The 25699-nt window shown below is 70.6% G+C and carries 19 protein-coding genes, 1 tRNA gene and 1 pseudogene; 8 read left to right on the top strand and 13 right to left on the bottom strand.

The annotated features are described in order from the left end of the window. Nucleotides 1-31: 31 nt before the first annotated feature. The 4 genes from hrcA to lepA form a co-directional block, all read right to left on the bottom strand. Nucleotides 32-1066, bottom strand: a complete 1035-nt coding sequence (hrcA, locus tag ACPEH2_RS08545) for a heat-inducible transcriptional repressor HrcA (protein WP_359918866.1) — start codon at nt 1064-1066, stop codon at nt 32-34. A 70-nt stretch (nt 1067-1136) separates the two neighbouring features. Next, the gene (gene hemW / locus ACPEH2_RS08540) at nt 1137-2354 is read right to left on the bottom strand and encodes a radical SAM family heme chaperone HemW (RefSeq protein WP_423718587.1); all 1218 of its coding nucleotides are present in this window, start codon (nt 2352-2354) and stop codon (nt 1137-1139) included. Further along, nucleotides 2354-3004, bottom strand: a complete 651-nt coding sequence (locus ACPEH2_RS08535) for a DUF1990 family protein (RefSeq protein WP_359918869.1) — start codon at nt 3002-3004, stop codon at nt 2354-2356. Before ACPEH2_RS08535 ends, hemW begins: the two co-directional genes overlap by 1 nt. A 9-nt stretch (nt 3005-3013) precedes the next feature. Next, nucleotides 3014-4864 (bottom strand): translation elongation factor 4, encoded by a 1851-nt coding sequence (gene lepA / locus ACPEH2_RS08530; protein ID WP_311283644.1) that lies wholly within the window; start codon nt 4862-4864, stop codon nt 3014-3016. A 213-nt stretch (nt 4865-5077) separates the two neighbouring features. Here lepA and ACPEH2_RS08525 point away from each other — a divergent pair, with 213 nt between their 5' ends. The 3 genes from ACPEH2_RS08525 to rpsT all read left to right on the top strand — a co-directional run bounded on the left by ACPEH2_RS08525 (nt 5078) and on the right by rpsT (nt 11021). Continuing rightward, a complete protein-coding gene (locus ACPEH2_RS08525; protein WP_423718586.1) occupies nt 5078-9814 on the top strand; it encodes an ExeM/NucH family extracellular endonuclease in 4737 nt (1578 codons plus the stop codon). Nucleotides 9815-9897: 83 nt separating this feature from the next. Beyond that, on the top strand, nt 9898-10632 hold the full coding sequence (locus ACPEH2_RS08520) for an alpha/beta fold hydrolase (protein WP_217531472.1): 735 nt from the start codon (nt 9898-9900) through the stop codon (nt 10630-10632). A 128-nt stretch (nt 10633-10760) separates the two neighbouring features. Then, nucleotides 10761-11021 carry a 30S ribosomal protein S20 gene (gene rpsT, locus ACPEH2_RS08515; protein ID WP_064002194.1) on the top strand — a complete coding sequence of 87 codons (261 nt, stop codon included), beginning with the start codon at nt 10761-10763 and terminating at the stop codon, nt 11019-11021. Nucleotides 11022-11084: 63 nt separating this feature from the next. Here the strand turns inward: rpsT and holA are convergent, their stop codons facing one another. From holA to ACPEH2_RS08490, 5 genes are all read right to left on the bottom strand, one after another. Continuing rightward, nucleotides 11085-12119, bottom strand: coding sequence for a DNA polymerase III subunit delta (holA, locus tag ACPEH2_RS08510; RefSeq protein WP_423718584.1), 1035 nt, complete (start codon nt 12117-12119; stop codon nt 11085-11087). 41 nt (nt 12120-12160) lie between these two features. Then, the gene (locus ACPEH2_RS08505) at nt 12161-14458 is read right to left on the bottom strand and encodes a ComEC/Rec2 family competence protein (RefSeq protein WP_359918876.1); all 2298 of its coding nucleotides are present in this window, start codon (nt 14456-14458) and stop codon (nt 12161-12163) included. Beyond that, complete coding sequence (locus tag ACPEH2_RS08500) at nt 14455-15045, bottom strand: ComEA family DNA-binding protein (RefSeq protein ID WP_359918877.1); 591 nt, start codon at nt 15043-15045, stop codon at nt 14455-14457. The genes ACPEH2_RS08505 and ACPEH2_RS08500 overlap by 4 nt, the downstream gene beginning before the upstream one ends. 163 nt (nt 15046-15208) lie before the next feature. After that, the gene (gene leuS / locus ACPEH2_RS08495; RefSeq protein WP_423718582.1) at nt 15209-17788 is read right to left on the bottom strand and encodes a leucine--tRNA ligase; all 2580 of its coding nucleotides are present in this window, start codon (nt 17786-17788) and stop codon (nt 15209-15211) included. A 68-nt stretch (nt 17789-17856) separates the two neighbouring features. Continuing rightward, nucleotides 17857-19140 (bottom strand): anthranilate synthase component I family protein, encoded by a 1284-nt coding sequence (locus ACPEH2_RS08490; RefSeq protein ID WP_423718581.1) that lies wholly within the window; start codon nt 19138-19140, stop codon nt 17857-17859. Nucleotides 19141-19173: 33 nt separating this feature from the next. Between ACPEH2_RS08490 and ACPEH2_RS08485 the strand changes: the two genes are divergently transcribed. Genes ACPEH2_RS08485 through ACPEH2_RS08470 form a run of 4 tightly spaced genes read left to right on the top strand, consistent with a single transcriptional unit; the run spans nt 19174 to nt 22485 of the window. Beyond that, the gene (locus ACPEH2_RS08485) at nt 19174-19851 is read left to right on the top strand and encodes a DedA family protein (RefSeq protein ID WP_217531477.1); all 678 of its coding nucleotides are present in this window, start codon (nt 19174-19176) and stop codon (nt 19849-19851) included. Nucleotides 19852-19855: 4 nt separating this feature from the next. After that, on the top strand, nt 19856-20902 hold the full coding sequence (locus ACPEH2_RS08480; protein ID WP_359918883.1) for an App1 family protein: 1047 nt from the start codon (nt 19856-19858) through the stop codon (nt 20900-20902). Between the two features lie 10 nt (nt 20903-20912). Beyond that, complete coding sequence (locus ACPEH2_RS08475) at nt 20913-21620, top strand: SOS response-associated peptidase (RefSeq protein ID WP_217531479.1); 708 nt, start codon at nt 20913-20915, stop codon at nt 21618-21620. Between the two features lie 58 nt (nt 21621-21678). Beyond that, nucleotides 21679-22485 (top strand): 3-methyladenine DNA glycosylase, encoded by an 807-nt coding sequence (locus ACPEH2_RS08470; RefSeq protein WP_423718628.1) that lies wholly within the window; start codon nt 21679-21681, stop codon nt 22483-22485. An 8-nt stretch (nt 22486-22493) separates the two neighbouring features. Here the strand turns inward: ACPEH2_RS08470 and nagE are convergent, their stop codons facing one another. Next, the gene (nagE, locus tag ACPEH2_RS08465) at nt 22494-24413 is read right to left on the bottom strand and encodes an N-acetylglucosamine-specific PTS transporter subunit IIBC (RefSeq protein ID WP_423718580.1); all 1920 of its coding nucleotides are present in this window, start codon (nt 24411-24413) and stop codon (nt 22494-22496) included. A gap of 159 nt (nt 24414-24572) precedes the next feature. Between nagE and ACPEH2_RS08460 the strand changes: the two genes are divergently transcribed. Beyond that, nucleotides 24573-24779 (top strand): hypothetical protein, encoded by a 207-nt coding sequence (locus tag ACPEH2_RS08460; protein ID WP_217531482.1) that lies wholly within the window; start codon nt 24573-24575, stop codon nt 24777-24779. Here the strand turns inward: ACPEH2_RS08460 and ACPEH2_RS08455 are convergent. The 3 genes and pseudogenes from ACPEH2_RS08455 to ACPEH2_RS08445 form a co-directional block, all read right to left on the bottom strand. Beyond that, nucleotides 24762-25085 (bottom strand): hypothetical protein, encoded by a 324-nt coding sequence (locus ACPEH2_RS08455; protein WP_254632211.1) that lies wholly within the window; start codon nt 25083-25085, stop codon nt 24762-24764. The genes ACPEH2_RS08460 and ACPEH2_RS08455 overlap by 18 nt on opposite strands. A gap of 88 nt (nt 25086-25173) precedes the next feature. Next, nucleotides 25174-25249 (bottom strand) — tRNA-Ala (locus tag ACPEH2_RS08450). A gap of 354 nt (nt 25250-25603) precedes the next feature. Beyond that, nucleotides 25604-25699: pseudogene (locus tag ACPEH2_RS08445) on the bottom strand (IS5/IS1182 family transposase); the annotation flags it as partial.

Genomic DNA, 25699 nt, shown 5'->3' with positions numbered 1-25699 from the left:
AATCACCTCTCCGGCCCGGGGGCCGATTCGTTCAGCGCGACTTCTCGTCTTCTTCGAGCAGACGCGTCAGATAGTGCGCGACGGCACGGACCGCCGCGAGATTGGTGGGGTAGTCCATGCGGGTCGGGCCCAGCACGCCCACGCGCGCCTGCGAGCCGCCGGCGTCGTAGTCCCCCGCGACGACGGATGCCTCGGCGAGCCCGAACGGCTCGTTCTCGCGGCCGATGCTGGTCGCCAGTCCCCGGTCGTCCGCGACCATCTCCCCCATGAGGCGCAGGAGCGTCACCTGCTCCTCGATCGCCTCGAGCAGCGGGTAGATGCTGCCGCGGAAGTCCGCTTCGCGACGGGCGAGGGTCGCGGACCCGGCCATGACCATGCGGTCGGAGCGGAACTCGTCGAGCTCCTCGCCGATCGCGCGCAGGATGATCCGCCGGTTCTCCTCGCGGGGGGCCGGAGCCTCCTCCTCGAGGATGCGGGCGATCGCCGCGGCACCGTCGCGGACGCTCTTGCCGGTCAGCAGCGCGGCCATCGCGAGCTTGAGCTGCTCGGCCTCCTCGGCGGACGGCTCGGTCGCGAGGAACGCGACCCGCTGCGAGACCCGGCCGGTGTCGGTCACGACGATGATGACGATGCGGGTGCCGCCGAGGTGGACGACCTCGACGTGCGAGACGTTCGCCCGGGCGAACGACGGGTACTGCACGATCGCGACCTGTCCGGTGAGGCGGGTGAGCGTGCGGACCGTGCGGACGAGCAGGTCGTCGAGGTCGCCGGTGTCCTCCAGGAACGCGCCGATCGCGGAGCGCTGCGCGGAGGTCAGCGGACGGACCTCGGCGAGATGGTCGACGAAGACCCGGTACCCCTTGTCGGTGGGCACACGGCCCGACGACGTGTGCGGCGCGATGATGAGTTCCTCGTCCTCGAGGAGAGCCATGTCGTTGCGGATCGTGGCGGCGGACACACCGAACTGGTGGCGGTCGACGATCGCCTTGCTGCCGACGGGTTCCCGCGTGTCCACGTAGTCCTGGACGATCGCGCGCAACACCTGAAGACCGCGTTCCGAAACCATCATCCCTCCTCCGCTGGCACTCTCGATCTTGGAGTGCCAATTCTACCGCGCGCGGAGCGTTCTGCTCGGATCACTCGGTGAGCGCCCGCACGACGGCGTCGGCGAGAAGCCGCCCGCGGCGGGTCAGCACGATCGTGCCGTGGACCGCCGCCGCGCCGTCGACGAGCCCGTCGGCGATGAGGGATGCCACGTTCCGCCGCCCGGCGACCGTCGCCTCGTCCACGGCCACCCCGTCGACGATGCGCGAGCGCAGGAGGATGTCCTCGAGGCGGCGGGCCTCGGCATCCGGTCGCTCCCGTCCGGCCGCCGGCGACTGTCCCGCCGCGAGGCGCTGCGCGTACGCCGCGGGGTGCTTCACGTTCCACCACCGGAGTCCGCCGATGTGACTGTGGGCGCCCGGGCCGTACCCCCACCAGTCCTGGCCACGCCAGTACGACAGGTTGTGGCGCGACCGCTGCGCGCGGTTCGTCGCCCAGTTCGAGACCTCGTACCATCCGTATCCCGCCGCGGCGAGCAGTTCGTCGGCCAGCTCGTACATGTCGGCCTGCAGATCGTCATCGGGAGCGGGCACCTCGCCGCGGCGGATCTGCCGCTCGAGTTTCGTGCCGTCCTCGACGATGAGTGCGTAGGCCGAGACGTGATCGGGCGCGAGGGCCGTCGCCGTCTCGAGCGAGGTGCGCCAGTCCTCCAGCGACTCCCCCGGAGCGCCGTAGATGAGGTCGAGGCTGACCGCCAGCCCCGCGCTCCGTGCCGCGGCGACCGCGGTGGCGATGTTCGCGGGGTCGTGGGTGCGGTCGAGGGCGGCGAGGACGTGCGGGACAGCCGACTGCATGCCGATCGACAGGCGTGTCACACCGGCGGCCGCAAGGGTCTCGGCCACGGCGTCCGTCATCGTGTCGGGGTTCGCCTCGACCGTCACCTCGGCACCGTCCGCCAGGCCGAAGGCCTCCCGGACGCCGTCGAGCATGCGCGCCAGGTCGCCGGGCGGCAGGAGCGTCGGGGTGCCGCCGCCGAAGAACACCGTCTGCGCGGGGCGGAGCGGTCCGCGTTCGGCCAGCACGCGCCGGGAGATCGCGATCTCGCGCAGGACCTCGTCGGCGTACGCGTCCTGTCGGGCGCCGCGCAGTTCGGTCGCCGTGTAGGTGTTGAAGTCGCAGTAGCCGCAGCGGACGCGGCAGAACGGGACGTGCAGGTAGACGCCGAAGTCGACGTCGTCCGACACGCGCACGTCGGCGGGTAGAGCGCCGTCGAGAGGAGCGGGATCGCCGAGGGGAAGGGCCGAGCCCATCAGGAGCCGGTGGCGTACATCGGCGACATCGCCTGCAGGTACCCCTGGAACAGGGCGCGACGCCGACGCTTCACCAGCGGACGCCAGAGGCGGTAGAGCACGCCGGTCGGCTTGTCGAAGGCACGGACCGTGAACCAGACCTCGTCGTCGTCGCGCCATTCGAGCAGGAAGGACTCCTCGCCGCTGACGACGGATCCGCCGACGGTGCCGAGCGAGAACCCGACCCGACGCGGCTCGTCGACGACCGAGATGACCCGGAGTTCGGCATCGGCCCGCATCCCGCCGACGCGCCCCCGAAGGTGCACGGTCGTCCCGGCGCTCGCGAACGGCACGCCGTCGGCGTCGAAGCGCTGCTCGTCGTCGAGACGGCTGGGCTGGACGGCGTTGCCGTCGGTGTCGAAGCCGACGCCGGAGTACATCGGACCGGATGCCGGGCGCACATCGGTTACCTGGAGACCCGCCCCGCGCTGCGCTCCCCACCCGAGGAGCGACTCGGTCGAGGTGACGAAACGGCTCTCACCGCTGCCGAGACGCCAGGACGCCTCCGCCGGGGTCGTGCCCTTCGGCGGATAGCCCATGAGATCGGGGGCCTGCGTGGCCCCGACGGCGGCGTAGTCGACGGTCCCTGCCTGGAAACTCCCGCGGCGCATTGTGCCAGCCTACTTCTTGTCCTTGCCCTCGACGTCTCCCGAGAGCGCGGCGATGAACGCCTCCTGGGGGACCTCGACGCGGCCGACCATCTTCATGCGCTTCTTGCCCTCCTTCTGCTTCTCCAGCAGCTTGCGCTTACGGGTGATGTCACCGCCGTAGCACTTCGCGAGGACGTCCTTGCGGATCGCGCGAATGTTCTCGCGGGCGATGATGCGGGCGCCGATCGCGGCCTGGATGGGGACCTCGAACTGCTGACGCGGGATGAGCTTGCGCAGCCGCTCGGTCATCATCGTCCCGTAGGCGTAGGCCTTCTCGCGGTGGACGATCGAGCTGAACGCGTCGACCTTCTCACCCTGCAGCAGGATGTCGACCTTGACGAGGTCGGCGGTCTGCGAACCGGCCGGCTCGTAGTCGAGGCTCGCGTAGCCCTGCGTCTTGGACTTCAGGTGGTCGAAGAAGTCGAAGACGATCTCGCCGAGGGGCATGTTGTAGCGCAGCTCGACGCGGTCCTCGCTGAGGTAGTCCATGCCGAGCAGGGTGCCGCGGCGGGACTGGCAGAGCTCCATGACGGTGCCGACGTAGTCCTTCGGCAGGAGGATGCCGACCTTCACGACCGGCTCGGAGACCTCGGCGACGCGGCCGTCGGGGTACTCGGACGGGTTCGTCACCGTCACGGTCTCGCCGGTGTCGGTCATCACCTCGTACGTCACCGACGGCGCGGTCGTGATGAGGTCGAGTCCGAACTCGCGCGCGAGGCGCTCGGTGATGATCTCGAGGTGCAGCAGACCGAGGAAGCCGCAGCGGAACCCGAACCCGAGGGCGACCGAGGTCTCCGGCTCGTACTGCAGCGAGGCATCCGACAGTTTCAGCTTGTCTAGCGCCTCGCGGAGCTCGGCGTAGTCGCTGCCGTCGATCGGGTAGATGCCCGAGAAGACCATGGGCTTCGGGTCGGTGTACCCCGCGAGCGCCTCGGATGCGGGCTTGCGGTGGTTGGTGATCGTGTCGCCGACCTTGGACTGGCGGACGTCCTTCACACCGGTGATGAGGTAGCCCACCTCGCCGACGCCGAGACCCTTGGTGGGCACGGGCTCGGGGCTCGACACCCCGATCTCGAGGAGGTCGTGGGCCGCCTTCGACGACATCATCTGGATCCGCTCGCGCGGCTCGAGCTTGCCGTCGACCATCCGCACGTACGTCACGACGCCACGGTAGGCGTCGTAGACCGAGTCGAAGATCATGGCCCGGGCGGGGGCGTCGGCATCCCCGACGGGTGCGGGGATGCGCTCGACGATGCGGTCGAGGAGGGCCTCGACCCCCATGCCGGTCTTGCCGCTCACCTTGAGCACGTCGGCCGGGTCGCCGCCGATGAGGTTCGCGAGCTCGGCGGAGTACTTCTCCGGGTCCGCCGCGGGCAGGTCGATCTTGTTGAGGACCGGGATGATCTCGAGGTCGTTCTCGAGGGCGAGGTAGAGGTTGGCGAGGGTCTGCGCCTCGATGCCCTGGGCCGCGTCGACGAGGAGGATCGCGCCCTCGCAGGCCGCGAGCGACCGGCTGACCTCGTAGGTGAAGTCGACGTGGCCGGGCGTGTCAATCATGTTGAGGGCGAACGTGCCGTCGGCGGTGGCCCACGGCATCCGAACGGCCTGGCTCTTGATGGTGATGCCGCGCTCGCGCTCGATGTCCATCCGGTCGAGGTACTGCGCGCGCATGTCGCGGTCGGCGACCACGCCGGTGATCTGCAGCATGCGGTCGGCCAGGGTGGACTTGCCGTGGTCGATGTGGGCGATGATGCAGAAGTTGCGGAGCTGCGCGGGCGGCGTGGCCGCAGGCTGCAGGGGCTGAAGGGCGCGGGGTGACATGACCAGCCGAGTCTACCGGCGCGGGGCCGGGCGCCAGCCCCGACGATCGGGCACCATAACCCGCCACGGCGGCGACACGCCAGTGGCCCGCCGCATGAGAAAGAGTTAACCGATCTGACACTTGCGGGGCCGCGAGACCGACCGAATGCTCAATGTGGCGGTCGGTTCCTGCGCGATAAGCCCCGCGCCCGTGCCGCTTCGGGAGATCCCACCGTGTCGAACCCACCCGTTCCCGCGCACGCCTCACCGTCCGCCTTCCGCCGCACCGGCGCCCTGCTGACCGTCACCGCCGTGACGGCCGCGGGTCTCGCCCTCGTGCCGAGCGCGGCGAACGCCGCCGTGTCGGCCGACGCGCCCGTCGTCATCTCGGAGGTGTACGGCGGCGGCGGCAACAGCGGCGCCGTCTTCAACCGCGACTTCATCGAGCTCGCCAACACGGGCGACGAGACGGTCGACCTCAGCGGGTTCAGCGTGCAGTACGCCTCGGCGACCGGCGCCACCTGGCAGGTGACGAAGCTCGGCGACGTCGACCTCCCCGCCGGCGAGAACCTGCTCATCGGTCAGACCTTCGGGAGCAACACGTCGCTTCCCGCGTTCGAGGCCGACGTCGACGGCTCGATCGCGATGAGCGGCAGCGGCGCCAAGGTCGCCCTCGTGTCCACCGAGGCGGCACTGACCGGCAGCACCGGGATCGCCGATCTCGAGCAGGTCGTCGACCTCGTCGGCTGGGGCAGCACCGCCACGGCTTTCGCCGGCTCCGCGCCCGCTCCCGGCACGTCGAATGCGACGAGCGTCTCGCGCGACGAGGACGCCACGAACACGGCTGACAACGCGGCGGACTTCGCCGCCGGCGCCCCCACACCCACCGGGCTCGGCGCGGACGTCGACCCCGAGCCGGAGCCCGAACCCGACCCCGAGCCGCAGGTCGCGACGATCGCCGAGATCCAGGGCGAGACGGATGCCTCCCCGCTCGCGGGCCGCACCGTCACCACGACCGGCGTGGTCACCGCGCACTATCCCACCGGCGGCTACAACGGCTACGTCATCCAGACCCCCGGTACGGGCGGTGCACTGGATCTCGAGACGCACACCGCGTCGGACGCCGTCTTCGTCTACGCCCCGGGCGCCGTCCGAGAGGTCGCGCTCGGCGACACGGTCACGGTCACCGGTGTCGTGTCGGAGTTCGACGGGCTCACCGAGATCACCGTGGAGCCGGGCGACGCCGACGTCATCGACGACGCCGCGGCGCCCACGCCCGCGAGGATCGGCTGGCCGACGACGGCGGCGCAGCGCGAGTCGCTCGAGTCGATGCTCGTCGCCCCGGAAGGCGCGTTCACCGTCAGTGACACCTACAGCACGAACCGCTTCGGCGAGGTGGGTCTGGCCGCGGGCGACACCCCCCTGCGACAGCCCACCGACGCCGCCCGCCCGGGCAGTGACGCCGCGGCCGCGGTGGCCGCCGACAACGCCGCGCGCGGTGTGCGTCTCGACGACGGCGCCGGGATCGACTACACGTCGGGCGCCAACCGCGCGCTGACCCCGGCGTACGTCTCGCTCACCGAGCCCGTCACCGTGGGTGCCGGGGTGTCCTTCACCGCGCCGTTGATCGTCGATTACCGCAACGGCACGTGGAAGCTGAACCCGACCGAGCCGCTCGTCGGCGACGGCACGGGAGCCGACGAGGTCGTCTTCGAGAACGTCCGCACCGACGCGCCGGAGGACGTCGGCGGGGACCTGTCGATCGCGTCGTTCAACGTCCTCAACTACTTCACGACCCTCGGCACGGACTCGGCGAGCTGCGAGGCCTACCCCGACCGGTTCGGCGACGGCGTCACCGTCCGTGACGGATGCGCCCAGCGCGGCGCGTGGGACGCCGCCGACCTGGAGCGTCAGCAGACCAAGCTCGTCGAGGCCATCACCTCGGTGGATGCCGCCGTGATCGGTCTCATGGAGATCGAGAACTCGGCCGCTCTCGGCGAGGAGAAGGATGAGGCGACCGCCACGCTCGTCGACGCGCTGAACGCGGAGGCGGGTGCCGACACCTGGGCCTTCGTTCCTTCGTCGGCGGATCTCCCCCCGGCATCCGAGCAGGACGTGATCACCAACGCGATCATCTACCAGCCCGCCCTCGTCTCCCCCGTGGGCGCCGCGCGCGCCCTCGGTGACCAGAGCGCCGACGGCGAAGCGTTCGGCAACGCGCGCGAGCCGATCGCGCAGGTGTTCGAGCCCGCCGCGGGAGGCGACCCGTTCCTGTTCGTCGTCAACCACTTCAAGTCCAAGGGCTCCGCGGGTCCGTGGCCCGGCGACGCCGACACGGGCGACGGTCAGGGATCCTCGAACGAGTCGCGGGTCCGTCAGGCGACCGCACTGCGCGACTGGGTCGCGGAGATCCAGGGCGACGTGGATGCGGTGGCCCTCGCCGGCGACTTCAACTCGTACAGCCAGGAGGACCCGCTGCAGGTGCTCTACGAGGCCGGGTACGCGGATGCCGAGCAGGCGTTCGACCTCGACTCGTCGTCGTACAGCTTCTCGGGGCTCGCGGGCTCGCTCGACCACGTCCTGCTGAACGAGGCGGCGCTCGCCCGCTCCACCGGAGCGGACATCTGGAACATCAACTCCGGAGAGTCGATCGCCCTCGAGTACAGCCGCTTCCGCACCCACGGCACCGAGTTCTACTCGGCCGACCCGTTCCGTTCGAGCGACCACGATCCGGTCATCGTCGGAATGAACGCGGATGCCGCCCCCGTGCAGCTGACCCTTCTCGGGATCAACGACTTCCACGGACGCATCGACAGCAACACCGTCGCGTTCGCGGGGACCGTCGAAGAGCTGCGGAAGGCCGCAACCGGCCCCACCCTGTTCCTGTCTGCCGGCGACAACATCGGCGCCTCGCTGTTCGCGTCGTCCGTGGCGCAGGACGAGCCCACGATCGACGTCCTGAACGCCCTGGGCCTGCAGGCGAGCGCGGTCGGCAACCACGAGTTCGACCGCGGTTTCGCCGACCTGTCGGGTCGGGTGTCGGACGCGTTCGACGCGCCGCAACTGGGCGCGAACGTCTACGAGAAGGGCACGACGACGCCCGCACTCGACGAGTACGCGCTGCTGGAGGCCGACGGACTGACGGTCGGCGTCATCGGCGCCGTCACGGAGGAGACCCCGACGCTCGTCACGCCGACCGGCATCGAGTCGGTGGACTTCGGCGACCCGGTCGAAGCGGTCAACCGCGTCGCCGCGCAGCTGACCGACGGCGACGCCTCCAACGGCGAGGCGGACGTCATCGTCGCGCTCTACCACGAGGGTGCCGGAGCCGGCACGCCGGACGGCGCGACCCTCGAGGAGGAGGTCGCCGCGGGCGGCGCGTTCGGGGCGATCATCGAGGACACCTCCCCCGAGGTCGACGCGATCTTCACCGGTCACACGCACAAGGAGTACGCGTGGTCGGCGCCGATCCCCGGCACGGACCGGACGCGTCCCGTCGTGCAGACCGGCTCGTACGGCGCCAAGATCGGTGAGATCACCTTGACGGTGGATGCCGCCACGGGCGAGGTCTCGGCGCACACCGAGCGCAACGTCGCACGGACGACGACCCCTGCCGCCGACCTCGTCGCCGCCTACCCGCGGGTCGCGGAGGTCGACCGCATCACGAAGGCCGCGCTAGCGAACGCCGCCGCGATCGGCAACACCGAGGTCGGTCAGGTCTCGGGCGACATCACGACCGCCTACAGCGGCGGATCGTACGTCGACGGTGTCTACACCGGCGGATCGCGCGACAACCGGGCGGCGGAGTCGACGCTCGGCAACACGGTCGCCAACATGCTGCGCGACAGCCTTGCGGACCTGCCGAACGGCGCCGTCATCGGCGTGACGAACCCGGGCGGTCTGCGCGCCGATCTGTTCGACACGCAGGCCGAGTTCGGGGCCGGTGCGGTCGCGGGTCTCGAGGACGGATCGATCTCGTTCAGCCAGGCGAACGCGGTGCTGCCGTTCAACAACACGCTCGCGCTGGTCACCCTCACGGGTGAGGAGTTCACGACGATGCTCGAGCAGCAGTGGCAGCGGAATGCCGCGGGCAACGTCCCCCAGCGCCCCTACCTGCAGCTGGGACTCTCGGACAACGTCTCGTACACCTACGACCCGGCGTTGCCGGAGGGTGAGCGCATCACGTCCGTGACGGTCGACGGGGCTCCGATCGATCCCGAAGGGACCTACCGCATCGGCACGTTCTCGTTCCTCGCGGCCGGCGGCGACAACTTCCGCGCCTTCACGGAGGGCGAGGACTACGTCGACACGGGTCTGCTCGACTACGAAGCGTGGGTCGACTACCTCGCCGAGGGCTCGCCCGTCGCCCCCTCGTTCGCGAAGCACGGCGTGCAGGTCTCGGGCGTGCCCGAGACGGTCGCGGCGGGCGAGACCGTGTCGTTCCAGGTGGCCAGGCTCGACCTGACCAGCAAGGGCGCTCCCGCCAACGTCGAGGTCTCGGTGAGCCTGGGCGAGCAGGTGCTCGGCACGGCGCCGGTGTCGGAGGGCGCGGCATCCGTCAGCGTCACCCTGCCCGCCGGAACGCCCGCCGGCGCCGCGCAGCTGACCGTGACCGCCGCCCCCAGCGGCACGGTCGTGCAGGTGCCCGTCACCGTCGAGGAGGCGGCTGAGCCCGCCGCGGCGACGAAGACGCGTCTGGTGGCCGTCACGCCGGTCCACATCAACCGGTTCCTGCCCACGACGCTCGTCGCGATCGTCACGCAGGAGGGCGGCCGCGCCGAGGGCGTCGTCGAGTTCCGCGAGGGCGACACCGTGATCGCGACGGCGGAGGTCCGCCGCGGCACCGCGTCGACGACGCTCGGCCGGCTGTCCCGCGGGACGCACACCTACACGGCGACCTTCGTCCCCGACGACCCGACCGTCGCCGAGGGATCGGAGAGCACGCCGGTGAAGGTCCGCGTCCTCTTCTGACCGGACGGACCGGAACGGGGGCGGATCCATGGATCCGCCCCCGTTTTCGCGTCGAAGGGTCTCCGGATTCGTAGGCTGAGGGGATGACGCCTCAGGTGGTGTTCGTGCACGGCATCCGGACTTCCGCGACGATGTGGCGCGCGCAGGTGGAGCATCTCGCCGCGGCGGGTGTCGGCGCGATCGCCGTCGACCTGCCGGGGCACGGTCGCCGGATGAGCGAGACGTTCACGCTGGACGGCGCGTTCGAGACGATCGACACCGCGGTGAGGGATGCCGCGGCCCGCGGCCCCGTGCTGTTGGTCGCGCACTCGATGGGTGGGCTCGTGGCGATCGAGTACATGGGCCGTGAGGAGCCCCCGCCCGTGGATGCGTTCATCGCCGCCGGCTGCACGTCGATCCCCCGCGGCGCCGGCCTCGCGATCTATCGGGCACTGGCGCGGGGGTTCGATCGCCTGCCCCGACGCGGTCAGCCGCTCGCCGACCTCGTGCTCGACCGGACGCTCCCACCTGAGACGCGGGCGGACTTCGGCGCCGGCGGCTACGCGTACGACACGCAGGACATCGCTCTGCGCAGCCTGTCGGTCCTCGATCTCGTGGTCGCGTTGCAGCGGATCTCGGTCCCGATGTGGTTCGTGAACGGGCAGTGGGACCAGCTGCGGCTCAACGAGCGCCTGTTCACGAAGCTCAAGCCCGAGGCGGAGCTCATCGTCGTGCCCCGGACATCCCATCTCGTCACCGCGATGCGGCCCCGTGTGTTCAACGCGATCGTGGACCTGGCGCTGGCGACGATGGCGCGGGACCGGCCGACTTCGGGATGAGGCGCGCACCTGATAGAATCGGTTTTTGGCTTGCGTGTGGGTTCCTCCCTCACACGACCGCTGCGTGACAGCCCTCTTCTGTCGCCGGCACTTCCAACCGATAACTCCGAACGAAAGATACGTCGAACGTGGCGAACATCAAGTCGCAGATCAAGCGCAACAAGACCAACGAGAAGGCCCGCGAGCGCAACAAGGCCGTGAAGAGCGAGCTGCGGACCGTCGTCCGTCAGACCCGTGAGGCCATCTCGGCCGGCGACAAGGCCGCTGCCGAGAAGGCGCTGCTCAAGGCCACCAAGAAGCTCGACAAGGCCGTCAGCAAGGGCGTCATCCACGAGAACCAGGCGGCCAACCGCAAGTCCTCGATCGCCAAGCAGGTCGCCGCTCTCTGAGCCGCAACTCTTCCGAAGGCCCGTCCCCCTGGGGGCGGGCCTTCGTCGTTCCCGGGCGTGGTCTCAGGCGCCGTAGGGCGCGCGCGTCGCGACGACGGTGACGAGCCGCTCGACCGCGAAGACGGCGTCGCGCGAGGCGCCCTTCACCTCGGCATCCGCTCGCGCGGCCGCCTGGATGGCGATGCCGAGCGACGATTCCGTCCAGCCGGCGAGGTCGCGGCGGGCCCGGTCGACCTGCCAGTCCTTCATTCCGATGCGCGCGGCGAGGGCGCCGGACGGTTCGCGGGAGCCGGCCACGCGCGCCATGGTGCGCAGCTTCGACGCGATGGCGGCGACCATCGGGACCGGATCGGCGCCCGAGGCGAGAGCGTGCCGGAGGGTGATGAGGGCGTCGCCGTAGCGACCCGCGATGGCTGTGTCTGCAACGGCGAACGCGGTGGTCTCGACGCGACCACCGTAGTAGCGGGTGACGACCTGCTCGGTGATGTCGCCCTCGACGTCCGAGATGAGCTGCTGGCAGGCGGCCGCGAGCTCGGTGAGATCGTCCGAGAACGCCGAGACGAGGGCACGGAGGGCGGGCGGGGCGATGCGTCGTTTCGCGGCCTGGAACTCGCCCGCGGCGAAGTCGAAGCGGTCGGAGTCGCGTTTGACGGCGGGGCAGGCGATCTCGACACCGCCGCCGACGCCCGCGCGGATCGTGTCGAGAAGCTTCTTGCCGCGGACGCTCGCGCCGGTATGGCGGAGGACGATCGTCGCGCCGTCCTGCGGCGCCTCGAGGTAGCGGATCGACTCGGCGAGGAAGGCGTCGGAGCACTTCTCGACCCCCGACACCCGGACGAGCCGCGGCTCGCCGAACAGCGACGGCGACGAAACGGCCAGCAGCGTGCCGGGCGCGTAGTCGTCGGCGCGGACGTCGGTGACCTCGAGACTCGGATCCTCGGCGCGCAGGTAATCGCGGATGCCGGCGGTCGCCCGCTCGGCGCAGACCTCTTCGGGACCGGAGACGAGCACGACCGGTGCCGGCTGCGGCGCCCGCCAGGAGATCTGCGGGATCGCCGACTTCGTCGTCTTCGCGGCGGGACGACGGGGGCTCGGCATGGTGTCCAGCCTACCGAGGGCGGCGGACGGTGACGGGAGCGTCAGCCCTCGCGCGAGCGCCAGAGGCGCAGGCCGGCGTCGTCGCGCCAGACGACGAGGTCGCCGGAGATGTCGGTGCGCGCGACGGTCGCCTGTTCCTCGTGCAGGAGATCGAGGATCTCGTCCCGGGGATGGCCGTATGTGTTCTCGCCCACGGTGACGAGGGCGACGCGAGCGTCGAGATCGCGGTACAGGCCGGCGTCCTGGTCGGCGCTGCCGTGGTGGGCGACCTTGACGACGGAATAGCGGCGATCGACGGCGCCCGTCGCCGCGAGGGAGCGCTGCGGCTGAGCCGACAGGTCGCCGAGGAAGATCGCGTCGGGGACGCGGCATCCGGTCACGTCGATGATGACGCTCGCGTCGTTCCCGGCGGGATAGACCGGATCGCGCGGCTTCGGCCACAGCGCGCGCCAGTGGCACTCCCCCAGCGCGCCGCTCTGGCCGGCCGACACCTCCTGCGTCCGGGCGCCGCGCGCGGCGAAGCGCGCGAGCAGGTCCGCGGCCTCCGCATCGGGGACCGGACCGTGCAGGACGAGGTCGGCGCGCCCGAGCACTGCGCCGGCGCCGCCGCGGTGGTCCATGTCGAAGTGGGTCAACACGAGGATGTCGACGCGGTCGATCGCGAAGCGGTCGAGGCATCCGGCCAACGCCGCAGGCTCGGGGCCCGTGTCGATGAGCATGACGGAAGCGGCGTCGCGCACGAGGACCGCGTCACCCTGCCCGACCTCGCACGCCGCGATCGTCCACTCGTCCGGCACGCGTGTGCGGTCGAACAGTGTGCGCACGGGGCCGGCGGCCACGACCGCGAGGACGACGGCGGCGAGAGTCCACGCCGCCACGCGCCGCAGACGGGGATGCCGCGCCGCGATCACCGCCCCGATCGCTGTTCCCGTCCCGGCGAGTGCGAGGAGCCCCGGCATCCCCTCGAGCCAGGGCAGGGATGCCCCGGGCAGGCGTGCGGCGAGGTCCGCCGTCCCTGCGATCCAGGCCGCGGGCAGCCAGGCGATCGCCGCGAGCCCCTGTGCGAGGACCGGAACGGGCAACGCGAGGCAGGCGAGCAGGCCGAGCACCGTGGCCGCGGGCGCGGCGGGACCCGCCAGGAGGTTCGCGAGCACCCCGACGAGGGGAACCGTCGGCTCGATGAGCACGAGCAGCGGCCCGCAGGCCAGCTGCACGGCGAGCGGCACCGACAGCGCGAGTGCGGCGGGCGACGGCATCCACCTCGACAGTCCGTCGGCAAGCGGTCCCGCGAACAGCAGCAAGGATCCGGTCGCGACGGCCGAGAGGGCGAACCCGAGGGATGCCGCGAGCCACGGATCGAGCACGAGGAGCAGGCACACCGACGCCGACAGCACTGAGACACCCGCGCCGATCCGCCCGAGCAGCAGGCCGAGCATCGCGATCGCGGCCATCGCGCCCGCTCGGACGACACTCGGCTCCGGCGAGACGAGGACGACGAACGCGACGAGCGTCACGAGCCCGGCTGCGACGCGGATGCCGCGCCGCGCCCCGCAGAGCGCTGCGATACCGAACGCGATCCCGACCACGAGCGCGCAATTCGCTCCGGAGACCGCGGTCAGGTGGGACAGCGACGATGCCTTCATCTGCTGGTCGAGCTCGTCGCTCACGGCCGAGGTGTCGCCGACGGCGAGTCCGGGGACGAGGCCGGCGCCGGGATCGGGCAGCCCGTCGACGGCCGACACGAGACCGGTGCGCAACGTCGCGGCCACGCCGAACGGGCCCGAGGGAGGCCGGTCGACGACGAGGGCGGATGCCTCGACGACGAGCACCGCACGGTCGCCGGGGTCCGCCCGGAACGCCGTGCCCGTGACCGTCGCGCGAGCGCCCAAGTCGAGACCCGGTGCACGCTCGGGCGCGCGGACGACGACGGGGGCCGACACGGCCCGGTCGTCATCGCCGACGGTCGCGGACCGCGTGATCGCATCGAAGCGGTACCCCGCGGCGGAGCGCTCCACCTTGCCGACGACGTCGACCTCGAACGTGACGCTGCGGCCCCCGTCGACCTCGAGACCGGCCAGCGCGTCCCGCGCCGGCTGCGCGAGCGCGACGTGGGATGCCGCGGCCGCCGCGACGGCGAGGGAGACCGCGACGAGGGCGAGCACGGTGGGTCTCGCGCGCCGCAGCGCGACACCGAGGAACGCGACGGCGACGCCCCACAGGACGACCGCCCACACGACCGCGTGCTCCGGGAACGTGATCGCGGCCCCCGCACCCGCCCACGCCGCGCCCGCGACCGGGAGCAGACGCAGGTCGCGGCGCCGCGCCGTCCGGACGCTCACACCGTGACCAGGTCGCGGAGAGAGGCCAGCATCTTCTCCCCGATGCCGGGAACCGCGAGCAGGTCGTCCACGCTCGTGAAGCGGCCGTTGTCCTCGCGCCAGTCGAGGATCCGCTGCGCGATCGCGGGACCCACGCGCGGCAGGGTGTCGAGGGCCGCGAGGTCCGCGGTGTTGAGGTTCACGCGACCGTCGACCTCGGGCGCCGGCGCACCTGCGGCATCCGATCCCACCTCCCCCTCGGCGGGAACCACGAGCTGTTCGCCGTCGCTGACGGGTCGCGCCAAGTTGACGCCTTCGCGGGATGCCGCATCGGTGAATCCCCCGGCGGCGGCGACCGCATCCACGACACGCGCGCCCTCGTCGAGCCGGTACAACCCGGGCTCGGCGACCTCGCCCGACACGTGCACGTAAACGGTCGCGGGGGCCACGGTCTCGGACACGGCATCCGGCACCGTCTCGACCGCAGCCTCCGCCCCGGTCCGGACGATGCCGATCGCGATCGTGACCGCCGCGACCACGACCACGAGGGCGACGGCGGCACCGATCCCCAGCCGGCGACGCGACACCGGCACCGTCTGCGCACCCATGCGTCGAGGATCGCCCGCGGCCACGCGCGCGATCATCCGCCGCCCGTCAGCCGTGGACGGCTACCACGGTTCCCGTGTCGTGGAGGAATCGTCGCAGTCGGATGAGGTCCCGCGAACGATATCCGAATCTGCGCATCGCGCCGCGGTCAGCCCGCGGCCGGACTCACGCGACGGTGAAGCTGACGACCTTCGGCGCCCGCACCACGGCGCGCGTGATTTCCTTGTCGCCGATCGCGCGGCGGACCTTCTCGTCGGCGCGCGCGAGCTGCTCGAGCTCCTCGCCCGAGATCTTCGCCGGGACCGTGAGGGTGCCCCGCACCTTGCCGTTGACCTGGACGACCGCCGTGACGGACTCCTCGACGAGGAGCGTCGGGTCGGCCTGACGCCACGGCGCCACACCGACGAACGGCTCGTAGCCGAGGATCTCCCACATCTCCTCCGCGGTGTGCGGGGCGAACAGGTCCAGGACCATCGCCACGGCCTCTGCGGCCTCGCGCACCGCCGGGTCGGCCGCACCGGCGCCCGAGTCGATCGTCTTGCGGGTCGCGTTGACGAGCTCCATGAGGCGCGCGACCACGACGTTGAACTTCGACTGCTCGACGAGGCCGACGACATCGGCCCACAGGCGATGCGTGACGCGGCGCAGAGCGGCATCGCCCTCGGCCCAGACGACATCCGTGGGGCTCGCGACATCCGCGGCGATCCGCAGGGCGCGCGCGAGGAACTTCTGGGCACCCGTCGTCGAGACGTCCTCCCAGTTGATGTCGTCCTCGACGGGCCCGGCGAAGGCGATCGCGACGCGGACGGCATCCGCGCCCGGGTCGTCCATGCTCGAGGCGAACTCGACCAGGTTGCCCTTCGACTTCGACATCTTCGAGCCGTCGAGGAGCACCATGCCCTGGTTGATGAGGCTCGTGAAGGGCTCGGTGAAGTCGACGAGGCCCATGTCGAAGAGGACCTTCGTGATGAACCGTGCGTAGAGCAGGTGCAGGATCGCGTGCTCGACGCCGCCGATGTACGAGTCGACCGGGGCCCACTTGGATGCCTCGGCCGTCGGGAACGGCTCCGTCGCCCCGTTCGGCGCCAGGAAGCGCAGGAAGTACCACGAGCTGTCGACGAACGTGTCCATCGTGTCCGCGTCGCGGAGCGCCGGCTCCCCCGTCTCGGGGTCGACCGTCGTCATCCACTCGGTCGCGCCGCCCAGCGGCGACGTACCCTTCGGCTTCAGGTCGAGACCCTTCGCGTCGGGCAGCACGACCGGCAGCTGCTCGTCGGGGACGGGCACGATGCGGCCGTCCTCGGTGTGGATCATCGGGATGGGCGTCCCCCAGAAGCGCTGGCGCGAGATCAGCCAGTCGCGTAGGCGGTAGGTCTTCGCGGCCCGACCGGTGCCCGCTGCGGTGAGCTCCTCGATCGCGCGCGCGATCGCGTTGCGCTTGGAGAGACCGTTGAGCGAACCCGAGTTGATGAGGCGCCCGTCGCCCGTCAGCGCGGTGCCGGTACGGGCGGGGTCGATCGACTCGAGGTCATCACCGATCGGCACACCGTCCTCGTCGACCTCGATGACCGGGATGGCGCCCGTGACCGGCGCCGTCGTGTCGACGACGACTTTCACCGGAAGGTCGAACGCGCGGGCGAAGTCCAGGTCGCGCTGGTCGTGAGCGGGCACGGCCATGACGGCGCCGTGGCCGTAGTCGGCGAGGACGTAGTCCGCCGCCCAGATCGGCAGACGTTCGCCGTTGATCGGGTTGATCGCGAAGCGGTCGAGGAAGACACCCGTCTTGGGACGGTCGGCGGTCTGCCGCTCGATCTCGCTCGTCTTCTGCACCGTGTCGAGGTAGTCGCGGAAGCGCTGCTGCACCTCGGGCGAGGCGCCCTCGGCGAGCTCGGCAGCCAGGTCGGAGTCGGGGGCGACGACCATGAAGGTCGCACCGTGCAGCGTGTCGGGACGGGTGGAAAAGACCGTGATCTTCTCGTCGCGCCCCTCGATCTCGAAGTCGATGTCCGCACCGACCGAACGGCCGATCCAGTTGCGCTGCATCTGCAGCACCTTGTGCGGCCAGAAGCCCTCGAGCTGATTCAGGTCATCGAGCAGACGGTCGGCGTACTCGGTGATCTTGAAGTACCACTGCGTCAGCTTCTTCTTGACGACCTCGTACCCGCACCGCTCGCAGTGACCGTCGACGACCTGCTCGTTGGCGAGCACCGTCTGGTCGTTGGGGCACCAGTTGACGGCACTCTGCTTGCGGTACGCGAGACCGCGCTCGAACAGGCGCTGGAACAGCCACTGGTTCCAGCGGTAGTACTCGGGGTCGCTCGTGTGGAGCACGCGGCTCCAGTCGTAGGACGACCCGAACGCGCGGAAGCTGACCTTGTGCTGGGCGATGTTGTTGTACGTCCACTCGCGGGGATCCGAGCCCGCACCGCCCTTGATGGCCGCGTTCTCGGCGGGCAGGCCGAAGGAGTCCCAGCCGATCGGGTTCAGGACGTTGTAGCCGCGGTGGCGCCAGAACCGCGCGACCGCGTCGACGTAGGCGTAGTTCTCGGCGTGCCCCATGTGCAGGTCGCCCGAGGGGTAGGGGAACATGCCGAGCACGTACTTGCGCGGTCGGGTGTCCTCGTCGCCGCCCGCCTTGAAGGGGTCGGCCTCCGCCCACCGGGTCTGCCACTTGGTCTGGATGGCGCGGGAGTCGAAGCTCGTCTGCTCGGGAGTCGATGCGTCGTGGGAGGTGCTGGAGGACACGGTGAACCAATCGTGCAAAGTCGGGAGGGCGCGCGAAAGCGCCGTTTCAGCCTAGCGGACCGGGACTTTCACCAGCCCGGAGGCAGGTCCGCCCCCAAGGCGCGGAGCGGTGCCCGGGCCTTGATCCCCACCTCCGCGACCTCATCCGCGGCGACGGACCCCCAGGTGATCCCCCCTCCGGCGCCGACGTACGCGCCGTCCGGATGGACCACGATCGAGCGGATGACCATGGCGAGGTCCACCCCGCCGTCGTCGCCGATCCACCCGAAGCATCCCGAGAACACCCCGCGCGGCGCGGCCTCGAGCCGGTGCAGGATCTGCATGGCCGACAGCTTCGGCGCGCCCGTCATGCTCCCCGCCGGGAACGCGGCATCCCACAGCTGGCCGACGGTCGTCCCGGGGCGCAGCCGACCCGCCACCGTGCTCACCAGTTGATGCACCGCCGGGTACGACTCCACCTCGAGCAGCCGTTCCGCCGCCACCGACCCGGGGACGCAGACCCGCTGCAGGTCGTTGCGCATCAGATCGACGATCATCACGTTCTCGGCCTGCTCCTTGACGCTGGCGCGCAGGTCCGCCGCGAGAGCCGTGTCGCGCTCCGCCTCCGCGGATCGCGGGCGCGTTCCCTTGATGGGGCGAGTGCGGACGATCCCGTCGTCCACGGCGAGGAACTGCTCCGGCGACGCGCTCGCGAGCGCCCACCCGCCGCTGCGGATGAACCCGCCGTGGTGGGCGGGCGTCGCGGCGCGCAGCCGCAGGTAGGTGTGCACGGGATCGACGGATGCCGCCGTCTCGAACCGCGTCGTCAGGCACAGCTGATACGCGCGCCCCTCGCGGATCTCGTCCCGGCACTGCTCGATGAGTTCCGCGTACTCCCCCGGCTCGTGGCGCACGGTGACCTCGACCTGTGGAGCAGGACCGACCGACGGCAGCGGCGACTCGGCGACCGATTCGACTTCGGACACGAACGCGGCCAACCGATCGGCCGGGGCGAAGGCGAGGACACGACGCGAGGAGTGGTCGAACCCCAGCATCCGCTCGACGCGCAGCCAGAGTTCTTCCGGGCCCGCGTCGACCGCGGCCGGCGCACCCGCCCGGGCCGCCGCGGCGTCGTACCCGGCCCATCCGACCCAGCCGCCGCGGAACGGCCCCGCGGCGCGGTCACCGCTGCCCGCGACGATCACGTCGCGTGGAGAGGACGACGGGATGCCGCTGCCCACCCAGCTCCATCCGTCGGACGCGTCCGGACCGGCGTCGAGCCAGAAGGCGTCGCCCGCCGCGAACAGCCCCGTGAACGCGACCGCAGGATCGACCCACCCCGAGAGGACGCGGTGCGGCAGGTCACTCGACATCCCTTCAGGGTAGACGGCGGATAATCTGAGGTCGTGAACGAGATCCTCGACTGGTTGCTCGGCACCGTTCAGGCTGTCGACCCGGTCGTGCGGACGATCGTCGCCGGCGTCGCCATGATGCTCGAGACGAGCGTTCTGGTCGGTCTGATCGTCCCCGGCGACTCGATCGTGATCGTCGCCGGCACGGCGGTCGACACCTTCCCCGAGGGCGCGTGGCTCGTCGCGGCGGTCCTCATCGGAGCGTTGGCGGGCGAGAGCATCGGCTTCGCCCTGGGCCGCTGGCTGGGTCCCCGCATCCGCTTCTCCCGCGTCGGCCGGCTCATCGGTGAGCGCAACTGGGCGCGCGCCGAGCTGTACCTGCGGCGGCGGGGCGGGCCGGCGATCTTCCTGTCGCGGTTCCTGCCCGTCCTGCACTCCCTGGTGCCGCTGACGGTCGGGATGAGCGGCTTCGCCTACCGGCGCTTCCTCGCCTGGACCGTGCCCGCGTGCGCCGTGTGGTCCGTCGCCTACGTCTCGGTGGCGGCGGCGGCCGCCGAAGGCTACCGCGAGCTCTCCGACAACCTGCACTACGCGGGGTACCTGTTCGTCGGCGTGATCGCGGCGTTCCTCCTGCTGGTCTACGTCGCGAAGCGCGTCATCAGCGCGCGCGAGGCCCGTCACCTCGCCGAGGAGGAGCCCGCCGGAGTCGACGCCGACGACGTGAAAGACTGAAGCGATGGCTTCCCCCGCTTCGCCCCCGATGAAGGTGCTCTGGCTCGCGCGCTTGGAGTACAGGTTCCACGCGTGGCGCGAGAAACGCGCCCGCGCACGCGGGCGGACGGCGACCGTCGCCGCGTTCCCGGGGTACGGGAGCACCCAGTGGGTGCGGGTGCTCGGCAGGGTCCTCATCCCCCCGAAGGACAAGAGGCGCGAACGCGGCGATTACGCGGGCGTGCGCGGATGGCGCAGCTTCGCATCGGTCCCGGTTGCACACGCGACGGTCACCGTCACCGTGAACGGTGTGCCGCACGAGGTCACCGCCGACCGCGGCGGCGTGATCGACGCCGTCCTGCCCGCCACGCTGCCGCCCGGATGGCAGACGGTCACGATGCGGGTCGAGGAGGCCGAGCCCGTCGAGGCGCGCGTGTTCGTGGTCGGGGACGACATCCGATTCGGCATCATCTCGGACGTGGACGACACCGTCATGGTGACGGCCCTCCCCCGCCCCTTCGTGGCGGCGTGGAACTCCTTCGTCCTCAACGAGCACGCCCGGCAGCCGGTGCCCGGCATGGCCGTGCTGCTCGAACGGCTCGCCCGCGAGAACCCCGGGTCGCCGGTCCTGTACCTGTCGACGGGAGCCTGGAACGTCGCGCCGACGCTCGTCCGGTTCCAGCGGCGGCACTTGTTCCCGATGGGCGCGATGCTCCTCACCGACTGGGGGCCGACGCACGACCGCTGGTTCCGCAGCGGCAAGCTGCACAAGCAGGAGAGCCTTCGCCGGTTGGCCGACGAGTTCCCCGACATCGACTGGCTCCTCATCGGCGACGACGGGCAGCACGACGATGAGATCTATACGCAGTTCACGATCCAGCATCCCGAACAGGTCGCGGCGGTCGCGATCCGGCGGCTGACACCGGCGGAAGCGGTCCTCGCGGGTGGCCGCACGGCGGTCGACGATCACAGCGCCGCCGGGGTGCCGTGGGTGACCGGCGATGACGGGGCGGAACTGCTGGAACGGTTGACGGACGTCGACATCGTCCGCGATGTCCCCCCCTCCTCCTAGGCTGTCCGACATGTGTGGTCGCTTCGTCGTCGCGAATGTCGCTTCCGAGCTCGTCGGCGTGCTGCGCGTCGACGTCGAGAGCGACGACCTCCCGGCGCCGTCCTACAACATCGCTCCCACGTCGCAGGTAGCGATCGTCCTCGACTCGGCCAAGACCGATCCGCCCACGCGGCGCCTCGAGCCGGCGCGGTGGGGTCTCGTGCCGTCGTGGGCGAAGGACGTCAAGGTGGGTGCGCGGGCGTTCAACGCGCGTTCCGAGGAACTCGAGGACAAGCCGATGTTCCGGCAGGCCCTCATCAAGCGCCGCGCGATCGTGCCGGCGACGGGCTACTACGAGTGGCAGACCACCGACGAGGGCAAGACGCCCTACTTCATCCACCCCGCCGACGGCTCGCCCCTGCTGTTCGCCGGGCTTTACGAATGGTGGAAGGATCCCGCGAAGGCCGAGGACGATCCGAGCCGCTGGCTGCTCTCGTTCACCATCCTCACGCGCGCCGCCATCGATCCGCTCGGCTCCATCCACGATCGGATGCCGCTGTTCCTCGATGCCGACTTCGCCGACGCCTGGCTCGACACCGAGGTCGACAACGTGGGCGACCTGCTCGACGCGGCCGTCGACGCCGCGGACCAGGTGGTCGCCGGCCTGACCGACCATGTCGTCTCGAACGCCGTCGGGAACGTCCGCAACGACTCGCCCGACCTCATCGAGCCCGTCTGACCCGCTCGTGACGACCGCCACCGCGACCGTGCTCGACCGGTCCGACTGGACCGAGCGGATGCGGGCGCACGCCGCCCGCACGGATGCGCTCACCGCCGGGCGCCGTCAGCGGGCGGCGCGCGGCGAGACGCATCCCGTCGACGACTTCCTGTACACGTACTACTCGTACAAACCCTCCCTGCTGCGGCGGTGGCATCCCGGGCGGGACGTCGCGCTCGACGACGCGGCCGACGCACCCCACGCGGCCTGGCGGTGGTACCGCGCCGAGGGCGGCGTCGTCGGCGCGGACACCGAGGCGTTCCTCACCGAGAAACGCCCGCTCGTCCGAGCGATCCGCGGCATCCTCGCGGGCGCCCTGGGCCGCACGGCATCGTATGGCTGCTTCGGCATGCACGAGTGGGCGATGGTGTACCGCGACCGGGACACGCGGCATCCGGTCCGCCTCCGACTCGGTGCGGAGGGGACGGATGCCGTCGTCGAGGCGCACGATGTGCGGTGCACGCACATCGACGCGTTCCGGTTCTTCACGCCCGACGCCGTGCCCCGCAACCGCTTCGCCCCGACGCGGGAGACGCAGCCGCAGATGGAACAGCCGGGATGTCTGCACGCAGGCATGGATCTCTACAAGTGGGCCGTGAAACTGGGGCCGCTCGTGCCCGGCGAGTTGATGCTCGATGCGTTCGAGCTCGCGCGCGACATCCGGGAACTCGACATGCGTGCGTCGCCCTACGATCTGACCGGGTGGGGGTACAGCGCGGTCCCCGTCGAGACACCCGAAGGGAAGGCGGACTACGTCGCCGCCCAGCGCGAGTTCACGGCGAGGGCGCAGCCGATCCGTGCGGCGCTCCTCGCACGGATCGGCTGACCCCGGTCTCACCCGAGCTCGACGCGCGCCGCCGGGTTGTTGAGGACGACGATCGGCGTGATCGGCGAGAGCCCCGCGGCCACGATCCTCGCCCGGTCGAAGCGCACCAGCGGCTCACCCGCCGTCACGCGCCGACCGGCGGTCACGAGTGTCTCGAATCCGTCGCCCTCCATCGCGACGGTGTCGATCCCGACGTGGATCAGCAGCTCCGTCCCGTCGTCGAGGCGCAGACCGATCGCGTGCCCGGTCGGGAACACACTCTCAACGGTGGCGTCTTCCGGTGCGGCGATGACGTCGCCGCTCGGATCGATCGCCACCCCCGGTCCCATCGTGCCGCTCGCGAACATCTCGTCGGGGACCTCCGCCAGCGCCAGCACACGACCGGCGACAGGTTGACGCAGTCGCACGACGTCCGGCGCCCGCGTCGCCTGCGCGGCGATCGTGCCCGTTGACGACGCCGGCGCCGCGGATGCGGAGCGACCCGCGATGACATCCTCCATGGCGTCCTTCACGAACTGCACGTTGAGTCCGTAGACGACCTGGACGGAGTGCCCACCCGGCTTGATCGTCCCCGCCGCACCGGCGCGCTTGAGGGCGGCGTCGTCGACCCGCGCGACGTCAGCGATCTCCATGCGCAGACGCGTCGCGCAATTGTCGAGCTCGACGATGTTCTCGCGACCGCCCAGGGCCTCGACGAACCGCTCCGCCGTCGCATGGAAGTCGCCGCGCGGCGCGGCATCCGTCCCCTCGTCCTCCAGCGCGTCGTCGTCCTCGCGACCGGGCGTCTTGAGATCGAACCGTCGGATGATCCAGCGGAAGACCACGAAGTAGATCGCGAACCAGATCGGTCCCATGATCAGGATGATCCAGGGGTTCTCGGCGAGCGGATTCGCCCACCCCAGGACAAGGTCGATGAATCCGCCCGAGAAGCCGAAGCCCATGCGCACCGGGAGGATCGCCGAGACGAACAGCGAGATGCCCATGAACACCGCGTGGATGAGGTACAGCCACGGCGCGAGGAACATGAACGAGAACTCGAGCGGCTCGGTGACGCCGACGAAGAACGACGAGATGGCTCCCGAGAGCAGGATGCCGGCGGCCACCTTGCGCCGGGTCGTCGTGGCGGTCACGTACATCGCGAGCGCCGCGCCTGGCAGGCCGAACATCATGATGGGGAAGAAGCCCGTCATGTACTGCCCGGTGACGCCATAGACACCGTCCCCGCCGGAGCCCTGCAGGAAGTTGTTGAGGTCGTTGATGCCCGCGACGTCGAACCAGAACACGGAGTTGAGCGCGTGGTGCAACCCGAGCGGGATGAGCAGCCGGTTGAAGAATCCGTAGATACCGGCGCCCACCGGCCCCAGCGTGACGATCCACTCGCCGAAACCGACGAGGCCTCCGTAGACGAACGGCCACACGAACATGAGCACGATCGCGAGGACCAGCGAGAGCCCCGCAGTGACGATGGCGACGGAGCGCTTGCCCGAGAAGAACGACAGCGCGTCCGGCAGCTTCGTGTCCTTGAAGCGGTTGTAGCACCACGCCCCGATCAGGCCGCAGATGATGCCGACGAACACGTTCTGGATCTTCGTGAACGCGGGGTCGACGTCCTCGACCGCGGCTCCGGTGAGGGCCGCCATCGTGGCCGGACTCAGCATGGTTGTCACGGTGAGCCACGAGACGAGGCCGGCGAGGGCGGAGGTGCCGTCGGACTTCTTCGCCATCCCGATCGAGACACCGACGGCGAACAGCAGGGCGAGGTTGTCCAGGAGCGCGCCGCCGGCCGCGCTCAGGAACGCGGAGCCGATGTTGTCGGCGCCGCCGTTGGCGTTCTTGATCCAATAGCCGATACCGGACAGGATCGCGGCGACGGGAAGGACGGCCACCGGCAGCATGAGCGACCGGCCGAGCCTCTGGAAGAAATTCATCGTTTCTCCGTTCTCAGCTCCGCGAGGGCGGAGCCAGGCACGAGGTTACTCACCGCGAGCGTCGAACGTCAGAGGGCACGCGGTCGGCATCGACGCCGACGTCAAGCCCTCGACCCTCGTCGCCTGCGCCGCGAGACTGGCGGAGTCGAAAGGATCATCGTGAGCGCTGACAGCACCTCGCACTCCCCCGAGCTCGACCGCTTCATCGGCGGTGAACAGGAGGGCCTCCCGCCCGCCCCCGAGGGCGCATCCGACAACGGGGCGGCCGTCGACCCCGACGAGCGGTTCCACGTCCCCGAGGACGGTGACCTCACCGTCGATGCGCAGCTCGCGCAGGACGACCCGGACTCAGACGACGGGCTCTGATACCTCCCGGCTCGACGCGACGGGCGAGCGCCAGACCAGGACGGCGACGACCCCTGCCAGGATGACGGCGGTCAACGCGATCGGGACGGGGATGATGCTGAAGAACACGGCTGCGTAGCTGATCACGCCGTCGAGGACGCGATCCTCCGCGAGCGTGAGGTGGAGCTGATCCGCCGAGATGCTCACCGCGACGACGAACACGAGATCGAAAAGCAACTTGAGAGAGGATGCCGCCCGCCCCGGCTCGTGCGGATCGCGCGGCCTCATCAGGATCAGCCGTAGCGTCGAGGGCAGGGGAGTGTTCATCGGGTTCCCCGGGTCATGCGCACCATGGTGGCATCCCGCCCGTCACGCGCCATGCGGAAACACGAACACCCCGGCGAACCGGGGTGTTTGGTGGACCTGAGGGGACTCGAACCCCTGGCCCCCTGCATGCCCTGCAGGCGCGCTACCACCTGCGCCACAGGCCCGGATGGTCTCGCGGATGCCCAAAATTCCCGGAATCTTGCCCCTCGGCTTCACTCCGGTGGTGGTGATAGCCAGCATACGCGACCGGGCTTCGACGGATCCGGGCGGTCCTGGAGAGATCTCGAGGTATCTGAACAGTTGCGTACCTGTCTACATCTCAAGTCCGGCCCGCCGGCGCCACGGGCAGCACCTTCTGCTGCACGGGTCGGAACGAAGCTACTGGTCTCGGTCTGGCCGCGGGAGGAGAGCCGCCGGGCCGGGCGTGCCGAATGTGAGGAAGACCAGCGTGGCGTCGTCACTCTGATCCCACGGGACTTACCCCGTTGTGGGTGCAGCACTGACGAGGCGGATCGCAGTTAGGGCATGTCTGACAATTGCCGGGTCCAGGCGATGACGGCGTTGAGGATGACAGCGGCCCGGTAGGTGATTGCGAGTTTGTCGTAGCGGGTGGC

Origin of the sequence: Microbacterium sp. NPDC064942 (genome assembly GCF_049545525.1) — a bacterium.
GTDB lineage: Bacteria > Actinomycetota > Actinomycetes > Actinomycetales > Microbacteriaceae > Microbacterium > Microbacterium gawkjiense.
Note: the sequence above shows the minus strand (reverse complement) of the source record. Positions and strands in the feature narration are given on the sequence as shown.

What these genes read in the sequence shown, in the direction of transcription:
- hrcA (WP_359918866.1), bottom strand. Translation starts at nt 1,066, where the DNA reads ATGGTTTCGGAACGCGGTCTTCAGGTGTTGCGCGCGATCGTCCAGGAC.
- hemW (WP_423718587.1), bottom strand. Translation starts at nt 2,354, where the DNA reads ATGGGCTCGGCCCTTCCCCTCGGCGATCCCGCTCCTCTCGACGGCGCT.
- ACPEH2_RS08535 (WP_359918869.1), bottom strand. Translation starts at nt 3,004, where the DNA reads ATGCGCCGCGGGAGTTTCCAGGCAGGGACCGTCGACTACGCCGCCGTC.
- lepA (WP_311283644.1), bottom strand. Translation starts at nt 4,864, where the DNA reads ATGTCACCCCGCGCCCTTCAGCCCCTGCAGCCTGCGGCCACGCCGCCC.
- ACPEH2_RS08520 (WP_217531472.1), top strand. Translation starts at nt 9,898, where the DNA reads ATGACGCCTCAGGTGGTGTTCGTGCACGGCATCCGGACTTCCGCGACG.
- holA (WP_423718584.1), bottom strand. Translation starts at nt 12,119, where the DNA reads ATGCCGAGCCCCCGTCGTCCCGCCGCGAAGACGACGAAGTCGGCGATC.
- ACPEH2_RS08500 (WP_359918877.1), bottom strand. Translation starts at nt 15,045, where the DNA reads ATGGGTGCGCAGACGGTGCCGGTGTCGCGTCGCCGGCTGGGGATCGGT.
- ACPEH2_RS08490 (WP_423718581.1), bottom strand. Translation starts at nt 19,140, where the DNA reads ATGTCGAGTGACCTGCCGCACCGCGTCCTCTCGGGGTGGGTCGATCCT.
- ACPEH2_RS08480 (WP_359918883.1), top strand. Translation starts at nt 19,856, where the DNA reads ATGGCTTCCCCCGCTTCGCCCCCGATGAAGGTGCTCTGGCTCGCGCGC.
- ACPEH2_RS08475 (WP_217531479.1), top strand. Translation starts at nt 20,913, where the DNA reads ATGTGTGGTCGCTTCGTCGTCGCGAATGTCGCTTCCGAGCTCGTCGGC.
- ACPEH2_RS08470 (WP_423718628.1), top strand. Translation starts at nt 21,679, where the DNA reads ATGCGGGCGCACGCCGCCCGCACGGATGCGCTCACCGCCGGGCGCCGT.
- nagE (WP_423718580.1), bottom strand. Translation starts at nt 24,413, where the DNA reads ATGAATTTCTTCCAGAGGCTCGGCCGGTCGCTCATGCTGCCGGTGGCC.
- ACPEH2_RS08455 (WP_254632211.1), bottom strand. Translation starts at nt 25,085, where the DNA reads ATGAACACTCCCCTGCCCTCGACGCTACGGCTGATCCTGATGAGGCCG.